Source organism: Acidovorax sp. SRB_24, assembly GCF_012931925.1.
Genome location: NZ_MWOM01000041.1, coordinates 1 through 15,429, shown reverse-complemented (window position 1 = coordinate 15,429; position 15,429 = coordinate 1). Strand labels below are relative to the sequence as shown.

The 15,429-nt window shown below is 69.2% G+C and carries 13 protein-coding genes and 1 pseudogene; 9 read left to right on the top strand and 5 right to left on the bottom strand.

The genetic code is table 11. From position 1 onward, the window contains the following. Positions 1 to 7: 7 nt before the first annotated feature. Positions 8 to 835, top strand: a complete 828-nt coding sequence (locus B2J89_RS14100) for a ChaN family lipoprotein (protein ID WP_169169696.1) — start codon at positions 8 to 10, stop codon at positions 833 to 835. Positions 836 to 838: 3 nt separating this feature from the next. Here B2J89_RS14100 and B2J89_RS14095 read toward each other — a convergent pair whose 3' ends face one another. Continuing rightward, positions 839 to 3,514, bottom strand: coding sequence for an EAL domain-containing protein (locus B2J89_RS14095; RefSeq protein WP_169169695.1), 2,676 nt, complete (start codon positions 3,512 to 3,514; stop codon positions 839 to 841). Between the two features lie 53 nt (positions 3,515 to 3,567). Between B2J89_RS14095 and purU the strand changes: the two genes are divergently transcribed. The 6 genes from purU to B2J89_RS14065 all read left to right on the top strand — a co-directional run bounded on the left by purU (position 3,568) and on the right by B2J89_RS14065 (position 9,871). After that, positions 3,568 to 4,416, top strand: a complete 849-nt coding sequence (gene purU, locus B2J89_RS14090) for a formyltetrahydrofolate deformylase (protein ID WP_169169694.1) — start codon at positions 3,568 to 3,570, stop codon at positions 4,414 to 4,416. 5 nt (positions 4,417 to 4,421) lie between these two features. Continuing rightward, positions 4,422 to 5,336 (top strand): LysR substrate-binding domain-containing protein, encoded by a 915-nt coding sequence (locus B2J89_RS14085; RefSeq protein ID WP_169169693.1) that lies wholly within the window; start codon positions 4,422 to 4,424, stop codon positions 5,334 to 5,336. A 152-nt stretch (positions 5,337 to 5,488) separates the two neighbouring features. Then, positions 5,489 to 7,015, top strand: coding sequence for an FAD-linked oxidase C-terminal domain-containing protein (locus tag B2J89_RS14080; protein ID WP_205763836.1), 1,527 nt, complete (start codon positions 5,489 to 5,491; stop codon positions 7,013 to 7,015). A gap of 151 nt (positions 7,016 to 7,166) precedes the next feature. Further along, positions 7,167 to 8,198 carry a patatin-like phospholipase family protein gene (locus B2J89_RS14075; RefSeq protein WP_169169716.1) on the top strand — a complete coding sequence of 344 codons (1,032 nt, stop codon included), beginning with the start codon at positions 7,167 to 7,169 and terminating at the stop codon, positions 8,196 to 8,198. Positions 8,199 to 8,579: 381 nt separating this feature from the next. After that, complete coding sequence (locus B2J89_RS14070) at positions 8,580 to 9,299, top strand: hypothetical protein (RefSeq protein WP_169169715.1); 720 nt, start codon at positions 8,580 to 8,582, stop codon at positions 9,297 to 9,299. A gap of 110 nt (positions 9,300 to 9,409) precedes the next feature. Further along, positions 9,410 to 9,871 (top strand): hypothetical protein, encoded by a 462-nt coding sequence (locus B2J89_RS14065; protein WP_169169714.1) that lies wholly within the window; start codon positions 9,410 to 9,412, stop codon positions 9,869 to 9,871. A gap of 30 nt (positions 9,872 to 9,901) precedes the next feature. Here B2J89_RS14065 and B2J89_RS14060 read toward each other — a convergent pair whose 3' ends face one another. The 3 genes from B2J89_RS14060 to B2J89_RS14050 all read right to left on the bottom strand — a co-directional run bounded on the left by B2J89_RS14060 (position 9,902) and on the right by B2J89_RS14050 (position 13,012). After that, positions 9,902 to 11,194: a DUF445 domain-containing protein gene (locus tag B2J89_RS14060; RefSeq protein WP_169169689.1), complete on the bottom strand. Its 1,293-nt coding sequence runs from the start codon at positions 11,192 to 11,194 to the stop codon at positions 9,902 to 9,904. A 225-nt stretch (positions 11,195 to 11,419) separates the two neighbouring features. Further along, on the bottom strand, positions 11,420 to 11,827 hold the full coding sequence (locus B2J89_RS14055) for an FKBP-type peptidyl-prolyl cis-trans isomerase (RefSeq protein ID WP_169169688.1): 408 nt from the start codon (positions 11,825 to 11,827) through the stop codon (positions 11,420 to 11,422). 42 nt (positions 11,828 to 11,869) lie between these two features. Further along, positions 11,870 to 13,012: an aminotransferase class V-fold PLP-dependent enzyme gene (locus B2J89_RS14050; protein ID WP_169169687.1), complete on the bottom strand. Its 1,143-nt coding sequence runs from the start codon at positions 13,010 to 13,012 to the stop codon at positions 11,870 to 11,872. A gap of 211 nt (positions 13,013 to 13,223) precedes the next feature. Here B2J89_RS14050 and ltaE point away from each other — a divergent pair, with 211 nt between their 5' ends. Continuing rightward, a complete protein-coding gene (ltaE, locus tag B2J89_RS14045; protein WP_169169686.1) occupies positions 13,224 to 14,291 on the top strand; it encodes a low-specificity L-threonine aldolase in 1,068 nt (355 codons plus the stop codon). Between the two features lie 124 nt (positions 14,292 to 14,415). On the opposite strand, the gene B2J89_RS14040 is transcribed toward ltaE, so the two are convergent. After that, entirely contained in the window at positions 14,416 to 15,135 is a 720-nt protein-coding gene (locus tag B2J89_RS14040; protein ID WP_169169685.1) for a YggS family pyridoxal phosphate-dependent enzyme, read from the bottom strand. Between the two features lie 40 nt (positions 15,136 to 15,175). Between B2J89_RS14040 and B2J89_RS14035 the strand changes: the two are divergent. Continuing rightward, positions 15,176 to 15,429 (top strand): annotated as a pseudogene (locus B2J89_RS14035) (twitching motility protein PilT); the annotation flags it as partial.

Genomic DNA, 15,429 nt, shown 5'->3' with positions numbered 1-15,429 from the left:
GGCAGCCATGTGGATTCGCTCCCTGCCCCTGCTGCTCTGTACCGTGGCGCTGCTGACCGGGTGCGCCGCGCAGGCGCCGGCACCGGCGCCGCTTTCGGCGCCCGCACGCCAGGCCCTGCTGCCGGCCGACGTGCTGCTGCTGGGCGAGCAGCACGATGCCCGCCAGCACCAGCAGTGGGAGCGCGCCACCGTGCAGTGGCTGGCGCAGCGCGGCCAGCTCGCCGCGCTGGTGATGGAGATGGCCGAAGCGGGCCACAGCACGCAGGGCCTGGCGCCCGGTGCGAGCGAGGCCGCCGTGCAGTCGGCGCTGGGCTGGAGCGACGCCGCCTGGCCCTGGGCCGCCTATGGCCCCGTGGCCATGGCCGCCGTGCGCGCCGGCGTGCCGGTGCTGGGCGGCAACCTGCCGCGTCAGGCGCTGAAAGCCGCCATGGCCGATGCAGCGCTCGATGCGCAGCTGCCCGCCGCCGCCCGCGCGCGCCAGCTGGAGGCCGTTCGCGACGGCCACTGCGGCCTGCTGCCCGAGGAGATGCTGCCCGGCATGGTGCGCGTGCAGATCGCGCGCGACCTCCAGCTGGCGCGTACCGCAGCGGCCGCGCACCGGCCCGGCCAGGTGGTGCTGGTGGTGGCCGGTTTTGGCCATGTGCAGCGCGGCCTCGGCGTGCCGCAGCACCTGCCCGGCGATTTGGTGTCAAAAGTGGCGATAGCGCAGGCGGGGAAAGCGCCGAAAGCTATCAAAAACGAAGCGGATTGGGTCGAGGAAACGGCCCCGCTGCCAACGCACGACGCCTGCGCCGACCTGCGCCGGCAGTGGCCGGCGCAGGCCGCGAAGCCATAGCCCTCAGGCGGGCGCGCCGCCGTCGGCCTGCGCCCGCAGCAGCGCGGCGAACTCGGCGGCCGGCAGCGGCCGGCTGCGCAAGTAGCCCTGGTAGGTGTCGCAATGGCGCTCGCGCAGGAACTGCAGCTGGGCCGCCGTTTCCACGCCTTCGGCCACCACCTGCAGGCCCATGCTGTGGCCCATGGCAATGATGGCGGCGCTGATCGCCATGTCGCCCGCGCTGTGCGGAATCTCGCGGATGAAGCCCTGGTCGATCTTCAGCACGTCGATCGGGAAGCGCTTGATCAGCGCCAGTGACGAGTAGCCCGTGCCAAAGTCGTCCACCGCCAGGCGCATGCCCAGGTCGCCCAGGCGCGTGAGCACCTGCAGCGCCTCTTCGGGCCGGTCGGCCAGCACGCTTTCGGTGATCTCGAGCTCCAGGTGCGTGGCCGGGAAGCCGGTCTCGCTGAGCACTGCCTCGGTGCAGGCGACGAGGTCCGAGAGGTGGAACTGGCGCGGCGACACGTTGACCGCCAGGGTCAGGGGCGGCAGGCCGTCGTCGAGCCAGCGGCGCCCCTGCCGGCAGACCTCGCCCAGCACCCACTCGCCCAGCGGCCCGATGAGGCCCGACGACTCGGCAACCGGGATGAAGCGCGCCGGCGAGACCATGCCTTCTGCGGGATCGTGCCAGCGCAGCAGCGCCTCGGCCCCGGCGATGCGGCCCGTGGCGATGTCCACCTGGGGCTGGTAGTGCATGTGCAACTGCCCTTGGGCCATCGCCAGGCGCAGGCGCGCCTCCAGCGCCAGCCGCTCGCGCGCCGCCTGCGTCATGTCCTCGTGGAAGAAGCACCACGCGCCGCGCCCGCGCGCCTTGGCGCCATAGACTGCTGCGTGCGCGCCCTGCACCAGCGCCTGGCCGGTGTCGGCATGCTCGGGGAACAGGCAGATGCCGACGCTGGCACCGGCCACCACCTCGAAGCCCTCGGGCGAGCGCCACGGCTCGCCCACGGCCGCGATCAGCTGGCGTGCCACGGCCGCCGCGCCATCCGCATGGCGCAGGTGGCGCACCACCACTGCCATTTCGTCGCCCGCCATGCGCCCCAGCAGATCGCCCGGGCGCAGCACCGCCTGCACCTGGCGCGCAATGTGCGCGAGCACCTGGTCGCCCACGGCGTAGCCATAGCTGTCGTTGACATCCTTGAAGCGGTCCAGGTTGAGCTGCAGCACGGCCAGATGCTCCCCGCTGCCACGGGCCTGCGCGACGGCGCTGTCCAGCTGCGCGCTGAACCAGGCGCGGTTGCCCAGGCCCGTGAGCGGGTCCTTGTGCGCCAGGAACTCCAGGCGCTGGCGCTGCGCCTTCTGCTCGGAGATGTCGATGAACATGCAGACATAGTGCGTGACCGCCCCCGCCGCGTCGCGCACCGCGCTCAGCGACATGTGCTCGGGGAACACCTCGCCGCTCTTGCGCCGGTTCCAGATCTCGCCCTGCCAGTGGCCGGTGCGCTGCACGTGCTCCCACATGCCCTCATAGAACGCGCGGTCGTGGCGGCCCGACTTGAAGATGCGCGGCGTCTGGCCCAGCAGCTCGTCCTCGGTGTAGCCCATCAGCCGCGTGAAGGCCGCATTGACCGACAGGATGCGGCTTTGCGCATCGGTCACGACCACGCCTTCCATCGTGTTGTCGACCACGGTGGCCGCCAGGCGCCGGCGCGCGTCGGCGCGGCGCTGGTCCGTGAGGTCGGTCAGGATGCCGGAAAAGCGCGCCGGCCGCCCCTGTGCGTCCAGGTGGCGCTGGCCGCTGGCCGTGAACCAGCGGTACTGGCCGTCGAAACACAGGATGCGCACGGCCTCGCTGAAGCGCGCGCCCTTCGCCACCGCGCGGCGCGCCGCGCGCAGCACGCGCCAGCGCTCTGCCGGGTGCAGGCGCTCGCCCAGGGCAAAGGCCTGCGCAAAGTCCGCGCCGCGGTAGCGCAGCAAGCGCTGCAGGCCGGCGCAGGCGATGCCGCTGCGGGCCTGCAGGTCCCAGTCCCACATGCCACTGCCGCTGCCTTCGAGCGCCAGGCGCAGCCCGGCCTCGCTGCGCTCGAGCGCCTCGCGCGCCGCGTGGATCTCGCGGATGTCCTGCAGCGCGCAGACCAGGTGGGCCGCCTCGGCGCCCGCAGCGGGCACCAGCGTGACGGTGCACACCACGGGCACGAGCGCGCCGGTGCCGGGCTGGCGGCACTGGCGCTCGCCCTGGTAGTGGTCGATCTCGCCGGCCAGCAGGCGCTCGCGCTGGCGCTGAGCCCAGCCGCGGTCGGTGGCCTGCACCAGGTCGCGAAAGTCCTGGCCCTGCAAGGCGGGCACGGCCACGCCCGTGAGCTCGCTCAGGCGCTCGTTGGCCCACACGATCCTGCCGTCCATGCCGACGCGCGCGATGCCGGCCGGCGCATGGCGCAGCACATGCGCGGTGTGCTGCGCGGCCAGGGCCTGCGCGCTGTCGGCGGCCTGCATGTGCCGCAGCAGCCACCAGGCCAGGGCGCCCGTCGCCAGCACAAACACCCAGCCTTTCCACAGCTGGTAGCGCTGCACCGCCGCCACATCGAGCGCCATGGCGGCCAGCAACAGGTCGCCCGCCAGCACCCAGCACGCGCCCACGGCCAGGTACAGCACCAGCCCATGCCAGGGCCGTACCCGTTTTGTTTCGCCGCTTGTGTCCATCAATGCCCCACTGCCCCTTCGGGCCCCGGCCATGCTGCGACAATCCTGCCGCTATGACCCAAGCCTATGTTTTGAACCTGTCCTGCCCCGACCGACTGGGGCTGGTGCATGCCGTCTCCGGCTTCCTGATGGAGCACGGCGGCAACATCGAGGAAGCCGCGCAGTACAACGACCCGGCCACCGGCCTGTTCTTCATGCGCGTGCAGTTTGCCTGCATCGAACACGACCACTCGGCCCTGTCCGAGCGCCTGGCCAGCTTTGCCCAGCCGCACCAGATGCGCTGGAGCCTGCACGCGACCCACCAGCCCGTGCCCACGGTGATCCTGGTCAGCCGCGACGGCCACTGCTTGAACGACCTGCTGTTCCGCTGGAAGTCAGGCCTGCTGCCGGTGGACATCCGCGCCATCATCAGCAACCACCGCGACTTCTACCAGCTGGCCGCGAGCTACAACGTTCCCTTCCACCACATCCCCGTCACGGCCGCCACCAAGGCCCAGGCCGAGGCCAAACAGTACGAAATCATCGAGGCCGAGGGCGCAGAGCTGGTGGTGCTGGCGCGCTACATGCAGGTGCTGTCAAACGACCTGTGCACCAAACTGGCGGGCCGCGCGATCAACATCCACCACAGCTTCCTGCCCAGCTTCAAGGGCGCCAAGCCCTACTACCAGGCCCACGACCGCGGCGTGAAGCTGATCGGCGCCACCGCACACTACGTCACGGCCGACCTCGACGAAGGCCCGATTATCGAACAGGACGTGGCGCGCGCAGACCACACCGACACCGTCGAAGACCTCACGGCCCGCGGCCGCGACACCGAAAGCCAGGTGCTGGCGCGCGCCGTCAAGTGGCACAGCGAGCGCCGCGTGCTGCTCAACGGCCACAAGACCGTGGTCTTTCGCTGAGCGCCATGCGCAGCGCCGCATCGCCCGTCGGTCTGCCACCCCCACTGGCCCTGGCACGGCGCATCCCGCCGATCCAGTGCCTGCTGACCTTCGAGGCGCTCGCGCGGCTGCGCAGCGTCACGCTCACGGCAGACGAGCTGTGCGTGACGCCCAGCGCCGTGAGCCACCGCGTCAAGCAACTCGAACAGATCCTGGGCACGCAGCTGTTCGGCCGCGCCGACTTCTCGCTGACCACCGACGGCAGCGCCTACCTGGCCCATGTGCGCGAGGGCCTGGGCGCGCTGCAGCGCTTTCCGGGTGCGGCCGCCGCGCCGGGCAAGCGCCGGCTCAAGCTGGCGGTGACGCCGACGTTCGCGCGCGCCATCCTGATCCCGCGCCTGCGCCAGTTCACCGAGGCCTACCCCGAGATCGATCTGGCGCTGCAGGTGTCGATTCCGCTCCTGGACGTGGTGGCCGAGGACGCGGACCTCATGGTGCGCTTTGGCGCCGGCCACTATGCCGACGTCGAGCACGTCGAGATCGCGCGCGACGTCGTCACGCCGCTGGCCTCGCCCGCCTTCGTGCGCGAGCACGGCCCCTTCGAGCGGCCCGAAGACCTCGAAGGCACGCCGCTGCTGCGCAGCCCGCTCGAGCCCTGGCGCACCTGGTTCGCCGCCACCGGCCTGGCCTGGCCCGAACCGCAGGAAGGCTCGCAGTTCAACGACGTGGGCCTGATGTGCGACGCCGCCGCCGCCGGCATGGGCGTGGCGCTGGTGCGGCTCAAGCTCGGCGCGCCCTGGCTGGACAATGGCGCGCTGGTGCGCCTGTTCGACATCGACGTGCCCAGCCCGCACGCGCACTACCTGTGCTGGCGCACCGGCGCGATGGACCGCTGGGAATGCGCGGCCTTTGCCGAATGGCTGCGCAAGACCATGGTGTAAAACCAGCCAAATTGGCCTCTGGCGCTTATGCAGCAAGCGCCCATAGCTTCTTTTTCGATAGCATTCAGTGCGCTGCCCATGGCAGCACATTTCACATCCGGCTGCAATAAACATCACGGCGACGGCGCGCCACATCGCCTAAAGTGGCGTGCATGACCTCTGCCAGCCGCCCCCTTTCCGCCGCCCCGCCCGCGCCTGCTGCCGCCGCGCCGTCCGCGCGCGCCGCGCGCCAGGCCGAGGTGGTGCAGGCGCTGCTCCTGCACCTGCCGGCGCACGCGCTGCTGTGGCACAGCGAAGACACCACGCCCTACGAATGCGACGGCCTGACCGCCTACCGCCAGCGCCCGCTGGTGGTGGCGCTGCCCGAAACCTATGACCAGGTGCAGGCCGTGCTGCAGGCCTGCCACCACCTGGCCGTGCCCGTGGTGGCGCGCGGCGCCGGCACCGGCCTCTCGGGCGGCGCCATGCCGCACGCCCTGGGCGTGACGCTGTCGCTGGCCAAGTTCAACCAGATCCTGACGATCGACCCGGTCAGCCGCACCGCCGTGGTGCAGTGCGGCGTGCGCAACCTCGCGATCAGCGAGGCCGCCGCGCAGTACGGTCTGTACTACGCGCCCGACCCCAGCAGCCAGATCGCCTGCACCATCGGCGGCAACGTGGCCGAGAACTCGGGCGGCGTGCACTGCCTCAAGTACGGCCTCACGGTGCACAACGTGCTCAAGGTGCAGGGCTTCACGGCCGAGGGCGAGCCCGTCACCTTCGGCAGCGACGCGCTCGACGTGCCCGGCTACGACCTGCTGGCCGCCGTGATCGGCAGCGAGGGCATGCTCGCCGTGGCGACCGAAGTGACCGTCAAGCTCATCCCCAAGCCCCTGCTCGCGCGCTGCATCATGGCCAGCTTCGACGACGTGCGCAAAGCTGGCGACGCGGTGGCCAACGTGATTGCCGCCGGCATCATTCCGGCCGGCCTCGAGATGATGGACAAGCCGATGACCGCCGCGGTGGAGGACTTCGTGAAGGCCGGCTACGACCTCACGGCCGAAGCCATCCTGCTGTGCGAGAGCGACGGCACGCCCGAAGAGGTCGAAGAGGAGATCGGCCGCATGAGCGCCGTGCTGCGCGCCGCCGGCGCCACCGCCATTGCCGTCAGCGAGAACGAGGCCGAGCGCCTGCGCTTCTGGAGCGGGCGCAAGAACGCCTTTCCGGCCAGCGGCCGCATCAGTCCCGACTACATGTGCATGGACTCGACCATCCCGCGCAAGCGCCTGGCCGACATCCTGCTGGCCATTCAAGACATGGAGAAAAAGTACGAGCTGCGCTGCGCCAACGTGTTCCACGCGGGCGACGGCAACCTGCACCCGCTGATCCTGTTCGACGCCAACGACCTCGACCAGCTGCACCGCTGCGAACTGTTCGGCGCCGACATCCTGGAGACCAGCGTGGCCATGGGCGGCACCGTGACCGGCGAGCACGGCGTGGGCGTCGAGAAGCTCAACAGCATGTGCGTGCAGTTCAGCGCCGAAGAGAACGCGCAGATGTTCGGCCTCAAGGCCGCGTTCGACCCGGCCGGCCTGCTCAACCCCGGCAAGGTCATCCCGACACTGAACCGCTGCGCCGAGTACGGCAAGATGCTGGTGCGCGGCGGGCAGATCAAGCACCCCGATCTGCCGCGCTTCTGAAACCCGCACAGGGATTCCAGGCCATTTTGGGCCCAAACGCTTGCCAGGCAAGCGCTGGCAGCTCTTGTTTTGAGAGTGCAAAGCTCTCGCAAGATCCCGCTCTGCCCCCGCCGCTATACTGCCCAGCCCCATGACAGCAGGAGCTCCCGGCATGCGTTTGAACGCCTTTTTGCGTCCCCTGGCCTGTGGGTGTCTGCTGGCGCTGGCCGCTTGCAGCAGCGCTCCGCCGAGCCCCTCTGCGGCGGCTCCCACAGCGGCAGCCAGCACCCCGGCCGCACCCGTGCGCATCGGTATTGCGCTGGGCGGGGGCGCCGCCAAGGGCTTTGCCCACATCGGCGTCATCAAGATGCTCGAAGCCAACGGCTTGACGCCTGCCGTGGTGGCAGGCACCAGCGCGGGCAGCGTGGTCGGCGCCCTGTATGCGAGCGGCATGGATGCGTTCGAGCTGCAGGAAAAGGCCGTGGCCCTCGATGAAACCAAGATCCGCGACCTGCAGCTGTCGTCGGGCGGGCTGGTGCTGGGCCAGAAGCTCGAAGACTATGTGAACGAACAGGTGCAGCGCAAACCGCTGGAGCAGCTGACCAAGCCCTTCGTGGCCGTGGCCACGCGGCTCGAAGACGGCGAGCGCACCGTGTTTGCCCGCGGCAACACCGGCCAGGCCGTGCGCGCGTCCAGCAGCATCCCCGGCGTGTTCCAGTCCGTCACCATCGGCAAATACCATTTTGTCGATGGCGGCATCACCAGCCCCGTGCCCGTCGATGCAGCCCGCCAGCTGGGGGCCGATGTGGTGATTGCCGTGGACATCTCGAACAAGGCCCGGGGCAAGACGCCCGACGGCATGCTGGGCACGCTCGGCCAGTCGATTGCCATCATGGGCCAGAAGCTCGGCCAGGCCGAGCTGGCGCGCGCCGACGTCGTCATTCGCCCCAAGGTGCTCGATATCGGTTCTGCCGACTTCAGCCAGCGCGCCCTTGCCATCGTGGAAGGCGAAAAAGCCGCCCTGGCCGCCATGCCGCAGATCCGCGAGCGCATCGCCCAGCTGCAGGCCGAACGCGCCAACGCGCTGCGTCTGGCCCAGCAAAAAACGGCCGAAGCCCAGCACCAGGCCTGCCTGGACAACCGCTCCCGCCTGAAGAAGCTGGCGGGAATGGCCGGGCTGGACGACGCCTGCGCCCTGCCTTGACGGGCTGCAGGCGCACCGGCCGTAGCTGCATGGATATCAGCACCGAAGAAAACGCGCGGATGTTGGCCCTGTAATCCGCCTTCGACCCGCTAGGCTTGTTCAACCCCGCGAGCTCATCCAGACGCTGAACCGTGGCGCTGGTGCTCGCACTGGGTTGTATGGCCGGCAAAGCCGTTGCGGGGATATTGGCAATTTAAGCCCCCTTTCAACCCATAAGAGACCTCTGGCGGGTAGCCAAGAAACGGTCTGTCACACTACAGAACCTAGTGCGCCCAAGCAGTTCTGCCTGCGGCGTCTTTCTCGGATTGATATACCTGCATATTTATCCAGACATGCATTCCAAGCCAACGATGCAAAAGAGATTTTCGACATTCATCCGCAATGCCTACCATCGTTGAACACCAGCGCTTTGTCGTCCACATTGACGTGCTCGGAATGTCCGCGCTCGTCGAAAAGGACCCAGAACTCGTATGGAGTCTTCTGGGCCAACTTGTGGAGGCGCGCAAAGACGCGCACGCCACGTCGCTAACTTTTCTGGATACGGCGCAGACAGTCGCAACCCCACAGCACGTTTACACGGTCACGTTCTCGGACACCATTGTCTTGTTCTCTCGCGGTGCGGCACTCAACGACCTACGAACCATCCTGGTCATGGCAACACAGTTGCTGAGCAGGGCGCTCCACTATTGCGTCCCTGTTCGTATCGGCGTTGCCGTTGGCACCTTCTTCTTCAATCTAAATGAGTCCATGTACGCCGGACCGGCACTCATCGAGGCTTATCGCCTTGGTGAATCCGCCAAATGGATCGGCATCGTTACATCTCAGGAAGTCTATCGCCGTGCGATCGAAGCGCGTCTCCAGTCTGGGACCTCAGACATCGTTTCCCCCGCCAATATTCCTGTCGATGGAGGTGCACAACCTGGGTACGCGGTCAACTGGCCAGTAATCCTCAGGAATAGTATCGCGGCCTCGCTCCCAGTAAATGCCAAGCAGGTCTACGAAGGTTTCGCTCAGTATTTCGGCCCTTTTGAGGCGCTCGATCCGCAAGTGCGCCGAAAGTACGAGAACACTGCAGCATTCATGAATGCGAGTGCAGCCTAAATCGGCGTTTGGTGACCGCTTCTGCCAGAAGCCACAGGCGACTTGTGGGCGATAACAGCCAGCACACCAGAGACAATCCACAGCAACATCCTCTTTCCCCACCCTGTCCAATGACCACCGCGACCCCATCCACCCTCCTCCAATCCGGCAACGCCCTCGTCGCCCAGGCCCAGGCCGTGGCCACGCAAGACTTTGCGGCGGCGCGTGCGCTGTGGCGGCAGGCGGGCGCGCTGTTTCGCCAGGCTCATGCGGCCGACCCAGAGAACCACGAAGCTGCGCTGCGCGTCGGCCAGGCCTTGGTTGCCGAAGCGCACGCGCTGCAAAAGGAAGGCTCGGACGATGCCGTCGGCCTGTGGCGCGACGCGGCCGCGCAGTGCGAAGCGGCCTTTGCGCTCGACCCGCACCACGCGCCGACCGCCATGCACGTGGCCAGCTGCTACGCCTGGGCGCAGGACGCCGAGGCCGCGCAGGCCTGGGCACAGATCGCCCGCCACCTCCAGGCGCAGCACGCCGCCGACATGGCGGCTGACCGGGCGGCCGACGCAGCGGCAGACGACCGCGCCCCCGACTAAGCCCCGCATGGCCCGCGCGGGCGCGCCGGTTCAGCCTCCTGCCAACCCCATCGCCCGCGCAATCTCGCCCATGTGCGAGACGGCGAACAGTACCAGCCCGATCAGCCCGCCGACCACGGTGCCGTTGATGCGGATGGTCTGCAGATCCTTGCCGATGTTCAGCTCGATGATCTGCGACATCTCCTGCGCGTCCCAGCGCTGCACGGTGTCCTCCATGTGCTGCGCCACGAACTGCGCCACGTCGGGCGCCAGGCCGTGCACCCACTGCGCGAGCCGCGCGTTCAGCGCCTCGCGCAGTGCCGGGTCCTGCGCCAGCGACGCGCCCAGCCACTGGCCCATGGCGCGTACGTTGCGCGCCACCGCCGAATGGCCGTCGGCCAAATCGCGCTGCAGCGACGCGCGCAGGCCCTGCCACAGCTCCTGCACGTAGCGCCCGAGCGTGGCATTGGTCTGCAGGTAGTGGCGGATTTCGTCGGCCTTGCGCGCCCAGGCGGGGTCGCTCTGCAGCCGCGCGATGAACAGCTGCACCGCCTCGTCGAACTTGGCGCGCAGCTGGTGCTGCGGGTTGGCGGCCACCTCGGCGAGCAGGCCTTCGAGCGCATGCGCGAGCATGGCCGCGCCCTTGTCGCCGAGCCAGTCGGTGGGCAGCATCTTTTCCTTGAGCGGATGCTCCGTCTTGAGCCAGTGCACGAGCGTGCGCGCGATCAGCGTGCGCGTGTCCTCGCGCTGCAGCAGCGCGATCAGCTGCGCGATGGCGTCGCCCAGCAGCGCCTGGTGGCGGTCGCCCTGCGTGAGCGCGCCGAGCGTGCGCGCCAGGGCCTGCGAGAGGTCGATCTGGCCGATCAGCGTGCGCGCGGCCTTGCGGATGAAATGCTCGACCTGCCGGTCCTGCACCATGTCGAGCGCAGCCGACAGCATGCGCGCCACCTGCTGGCCCAGCAGCTGCGCGTGGCCGGGCGCCAGCAGCCACTCGCCCACGCGCGCCACCAGATCGTGGCGGCGCACCAATGCGACCAGCGAGTCGGCGTCGAGAAACTTGTCGCGCACGAAGCGGGCGAGGTTGCGGCCGATGCGGTCCTTGTTGCGCGGAACAATGGCCGTGTGGCGTGCGATGAACGGGATCGGCACGCGGTGGAACAGTGCGCGCACCGCAAACCAGTCGGCCAGCGCGCCGACCATGGCGGCCTCGGCCACGGCCTTGAGTCCATCGACCGCCAGGCTGCGGGGCGCGAGGCTCGTCGCCACGAACACTGCCGTGGCCAGCAGCAGCAAGGCCAGGGCGAAGCGTTTGGCGCGTTGCAGCGCAGCGGTCTGGTCGGGCATGGGCTTGGGTGCGGTGGCGCCGTGCAGGCAAAGCGCCAACGTAGCACGCTGCGCCGGCTGCCGCTGTCAGCGCAGGCCGCTTTCCAGGCATGCAAGCCAAAACTGCCGCAAACGCTGACTGGCCAAGCGCTCACAGCTATCAATCAATGAGCGCGCGCACTGCGACACACCGCAGCGCCCGGCGGGCACCCTGCGCAATGCCGCAGCGCCGCAGCGCGGGGCCGTTTACTTGATGCCCAGCAGCTCGACCTCGAAGTTCAGCGTGGCGTTGGGCGGAATCACGCCGCCGGCGCCGCGCGCGCCGTAGGCGATGGCGGGCGGGCAGGTCAGCTTGGCCTTGCCGCCCACCTTCATCTTCTGCACGCCCTCGGTCCAGCACGGGATCACGCCGGTGAGCGGAAACTCGATCGGTTGGCCGCGCGCGATCGAGCTGTCGAACTCCTTGCCCGAATCGGGGAAGGTGCCGCGGTAGTGCACGCGCACCGTGTCGCTGGCCTTGGGGCTGGCACCGGTGCCGTCCTTGAGGCTTTCATAGACCAGGCCGCTGGCCGTGGTGACGGGGGCGGCGGCCTGGGCGGCGCCCATAGCGACAAACGCGCCGATGGCGATCAGGGCAGGAACAAAACGGGTCATGGAACAGGTCTTTCTGTGGTGTGGAAGCGGGCGCCAGGCCCTTCAGGCCGGCACGCCCATCGCGTCGAGCGCGCGCGCCACATGGGCCACGGTGCGCTCGACGTTGTGCCATTTTTCGAGCCCGAACAGGCCGATGCGGAAGGTCTTGAAGTCCGGGCCTTCGTCGCACTGCAGCGGCACGCCCGAGGCGGTCTGCAGGCCGACTTCCATGAACTTCTTGCCGCTCTGGATGCCGGGGTCGGTGGTGTAGCTGACGACCACGCCGGGCGCCTTGAAGCTGTCGGCGGCCACGCTGGGGAAGCCGCGCGACTCGAGCAGCGCGCGCACCTGGGCGCCGAGCGCGATCTGCTCCTCGCGCACCTTGGCAAAGCCGTAGGCGCGCGTCTCGGCCATCACGTCGCGCAGGCGCACCAGCGCATCGGTGGGCATGGTCGTGTGGTAGGCGTGCTGGCCCTTCTCGTAGCCCTCGGCGATCTGCATCCATTTCTTCAGGTCGCACGAGAAGCTCGAGCTTTGCGTGTGCTCGATGGCTTCGCGCGCGCGCTGCGACAGCATCACCATGGCGCAGCACGGCGAGCTGCTCCAGCCCTTTTGCGGCGCGCTGATCAGCACGTCGACGCCGGTCTGCTGCATGTCGACCCACATCGCGCCCGAGGCCACGCAGTCGAGCACGAACAGCGCGCCCACCTCGTGCGCGGCGTCGGCCACGGTGCGCAGGTAGGCGTCGGGCAGCAGGATGCCGCTGGCGGTTTCGACGTGGGGCGCGAACACCACCTTGGGTTTTTCGGCGCGGATGGTGGCGGCCACCTCGTCGGCCGGGCACGGCGCCCAGGGCGCCTGCGCGCCGCTGCCCTGCGGGCGCGCCTTGCAGACCACGGCGCCGCCGCCCAGGCCAAAGCCGCCGGCGTCGAAGATCTGGCTCCAGCGGTAGCTGAACCAGCCGTTGCGCACGATCAGCACCTTCTCGTTGTTGGCGAACTGGCGCGCCACGGCTTCCATGCCGAAGGTGCCGCTGCCGGGCACGAGCACGGCAGTGTGGGCGTGGTAGACCTCCTTGAGCGTGCCCAGGATGTCCTGCATCACCCCCGTGAAGCGCTGGGACATGTGGTTGAGCGCACGGTCGGTGTAGACCACCGAAAACTCAAGCAGGCCATCGGGATCGATATCGGGCAACAGACCGGGCATGGAGCATCTCCGTCAAGAAAGGGATCAAAAAGAGGAGCGCGGCGCCCCGTCCGACCGGGTGGCAGCGGGGCCACGCGCTGGGCAAATCAGCTTAGCACGCAGCCGGTGCCCCGACCCGCGCCCCGCAGCCGGCCCGCGGGCCATGCCCCTGCCCCGGCCAGACGGGGCAGAGCGGGCTACGATCGGCGCTTTTGACACCGAAAGCGCCCCGATGCCAGATTTTCGCAGCGACACCGTGACCCAGCCCACCGCCGCGATGCGCGCCGCCATGCAGGCCGCGCCGCTCGGCGACGACGTATTCGGCGACGACCCCTCGGTCAATGCGCTGCAGGACCATGCGGCGCAGCTGCTGGGCTTCGAGGCCGCGCTGTTCGCCCCCACCGGCACGCAGACCAACCTGATCGCGCTCATGGGCCACTGCCAGCGCGGCGACGAGGCCATCGTCGGCCAGAGCTGGCACACCTACCGCTGGGAGGGCGGCGGGATGGCCGTGCTGGGCTCGATCCAGCCGCAGCCCGTGGAGACGCAGGCCGACGGCACGCTGCGGCTGGCCGACATCGCTGCGGCCATCAAGCCCGACGACCCGCACTTTGCGCGCACGCGCCTGGTGGTGCTCGAGAACACCACCGGCGGCCAGGTGTTGCCCACGCCCTACATCGCCGAGGTGGCGCAGCTGGCGCGCGCACGGGGCCTCTCCACGCACCTCGATGGCGCGCGCCTGTTCAACGCCGCAACCGCCAATGCCGCGGCGAACGGCAGCGATGTGTACGCCGAGGCGCGCGCCATCTGCGCGCATTTCGACACCGCTTCGGTCTGCCTGAGCAAGGGCCTGGGCGCGCCCGTGGGCTCGCTGCTGCTGGGCACGCGCGACTTCATCCGCCAGGCGCGGCGCACGCGCAAGATCCTCGGCGGCGCCATGCGCCAGGCCGGGCTACTGGCCGCCGCGGGCCAGCACGCGCTGCAGCACCATGTGCGCCGCCTGGCCGACGACCACGCGCTGCTGCACGAGCTGGCCCAGGGCCTGCAGCAGGCGGCGCACACGCACCCGCTGCTGGCGGGGCGCCTGGTGGTGCACCCGGCGCAGACCAACATTTTGTTCACCGATGTGGATGCGGCCGTGGCGCCGCAGTTCACCGCCTGGCTGGCCCAGGGCGGCGTGCGCGTGACCAGCGGCGCCCATGGCGGCCAGACCCGGCTGCGCTGGGTCACGCACCTGGACGTGGGCGCCGCCGACGTGGCGCAGGCGCTCGCCCGCGTGCAGGCGTTTGCGCTGGCGTAGTCGTGGCCGCGGCGCCATCGCCTATCTTTTTGATAGCTGAAGGCGCTTGCCTGGTAAGGCCTGGAGGCCGTTTTCATTGAAAATTCGCCGCGCCAGCGGTGGCCTGCCCTGCCGGCCCTGGCTTTCAGGCTGCGGCAGCGCGCACGCGGCCGCCAAAAATACCGCTGCCCACGCGCACCAGCGTGCTGCCGGCAGCCACGGCCGCTTCGAGGTCGGCGGTCATGCCCAGCGACAGCGTGTCAAACCGCTCCAAGCCCGCGCCGCCGGTGGCCAGAATCTGGTCAAAAACGTCCTTCGCGCGCAGGTGCAGTGCGCGCTGCGCTTCAAATTCACTAGCAGGCTCGGGAATGCTCATGACGCCGCGCAGCGTGAGCCGCGGCAGCGCCGCCACGGCGCGCGCCAGGGCCAGGGCCTCGCCCGGCGGCACGCCCGCCTTGGTGGCACCCCCGTCCACGTTGAGCTGCAGGCATACCTGCAGCGGCGGCAGGTGGGCCGGCCGCTGCGCGGACAGGCGCTCGGCGATCTTGGGCCGGTCCACCGTATGGACCCAGTCGAAATGCTCGGCCACCGGGCGCGTCTTGTTGCTTTGCAGCGGGCCGATGCAGTGCCACTCCAAGGGCCGGTGGCCCAGGGCGCACAAGGCCGCCATCTTGTCGAGCGCCTCCTGCACGTAGTTTTCGCCAAAGGCGCTCTGCCCGGCGGCGGCCGCTTCCTGCACGGCCTCGGGCCCGAAGGTCTTGGAGACCGCGAGCAGCGCCACGCTGCCCGGATCGCGCCCGGCCTGCGCGCATGCGCGTGCAATACGCTGTTGCACTTGCTGGAGGTTGTTAACAATCATCGTCATAATGACCGCCGAGCGTACCAAACGAGAGAAGGACGGATCCGTGGACATCACCCAGCTGCTGGCCTTCAGCGTCAAGAACAAGGCATCCGATTTGCACCTGTCCGCAGGGCTGCCGCCGATGATCCGGGTCCACGGCGACGTGCGGCGCATCAACGTCGACGCGCTCGACCACAAGACGGTGCACGCGATGGTCTACGACATCATGAGCGATTCGCAGCGCAAGGCCTACGAAGAGTTCCTCGAAGTCGACTTCTCGTTCGAGATCGAGGGCCTGGCGCGCTTTCGCGTCAACGC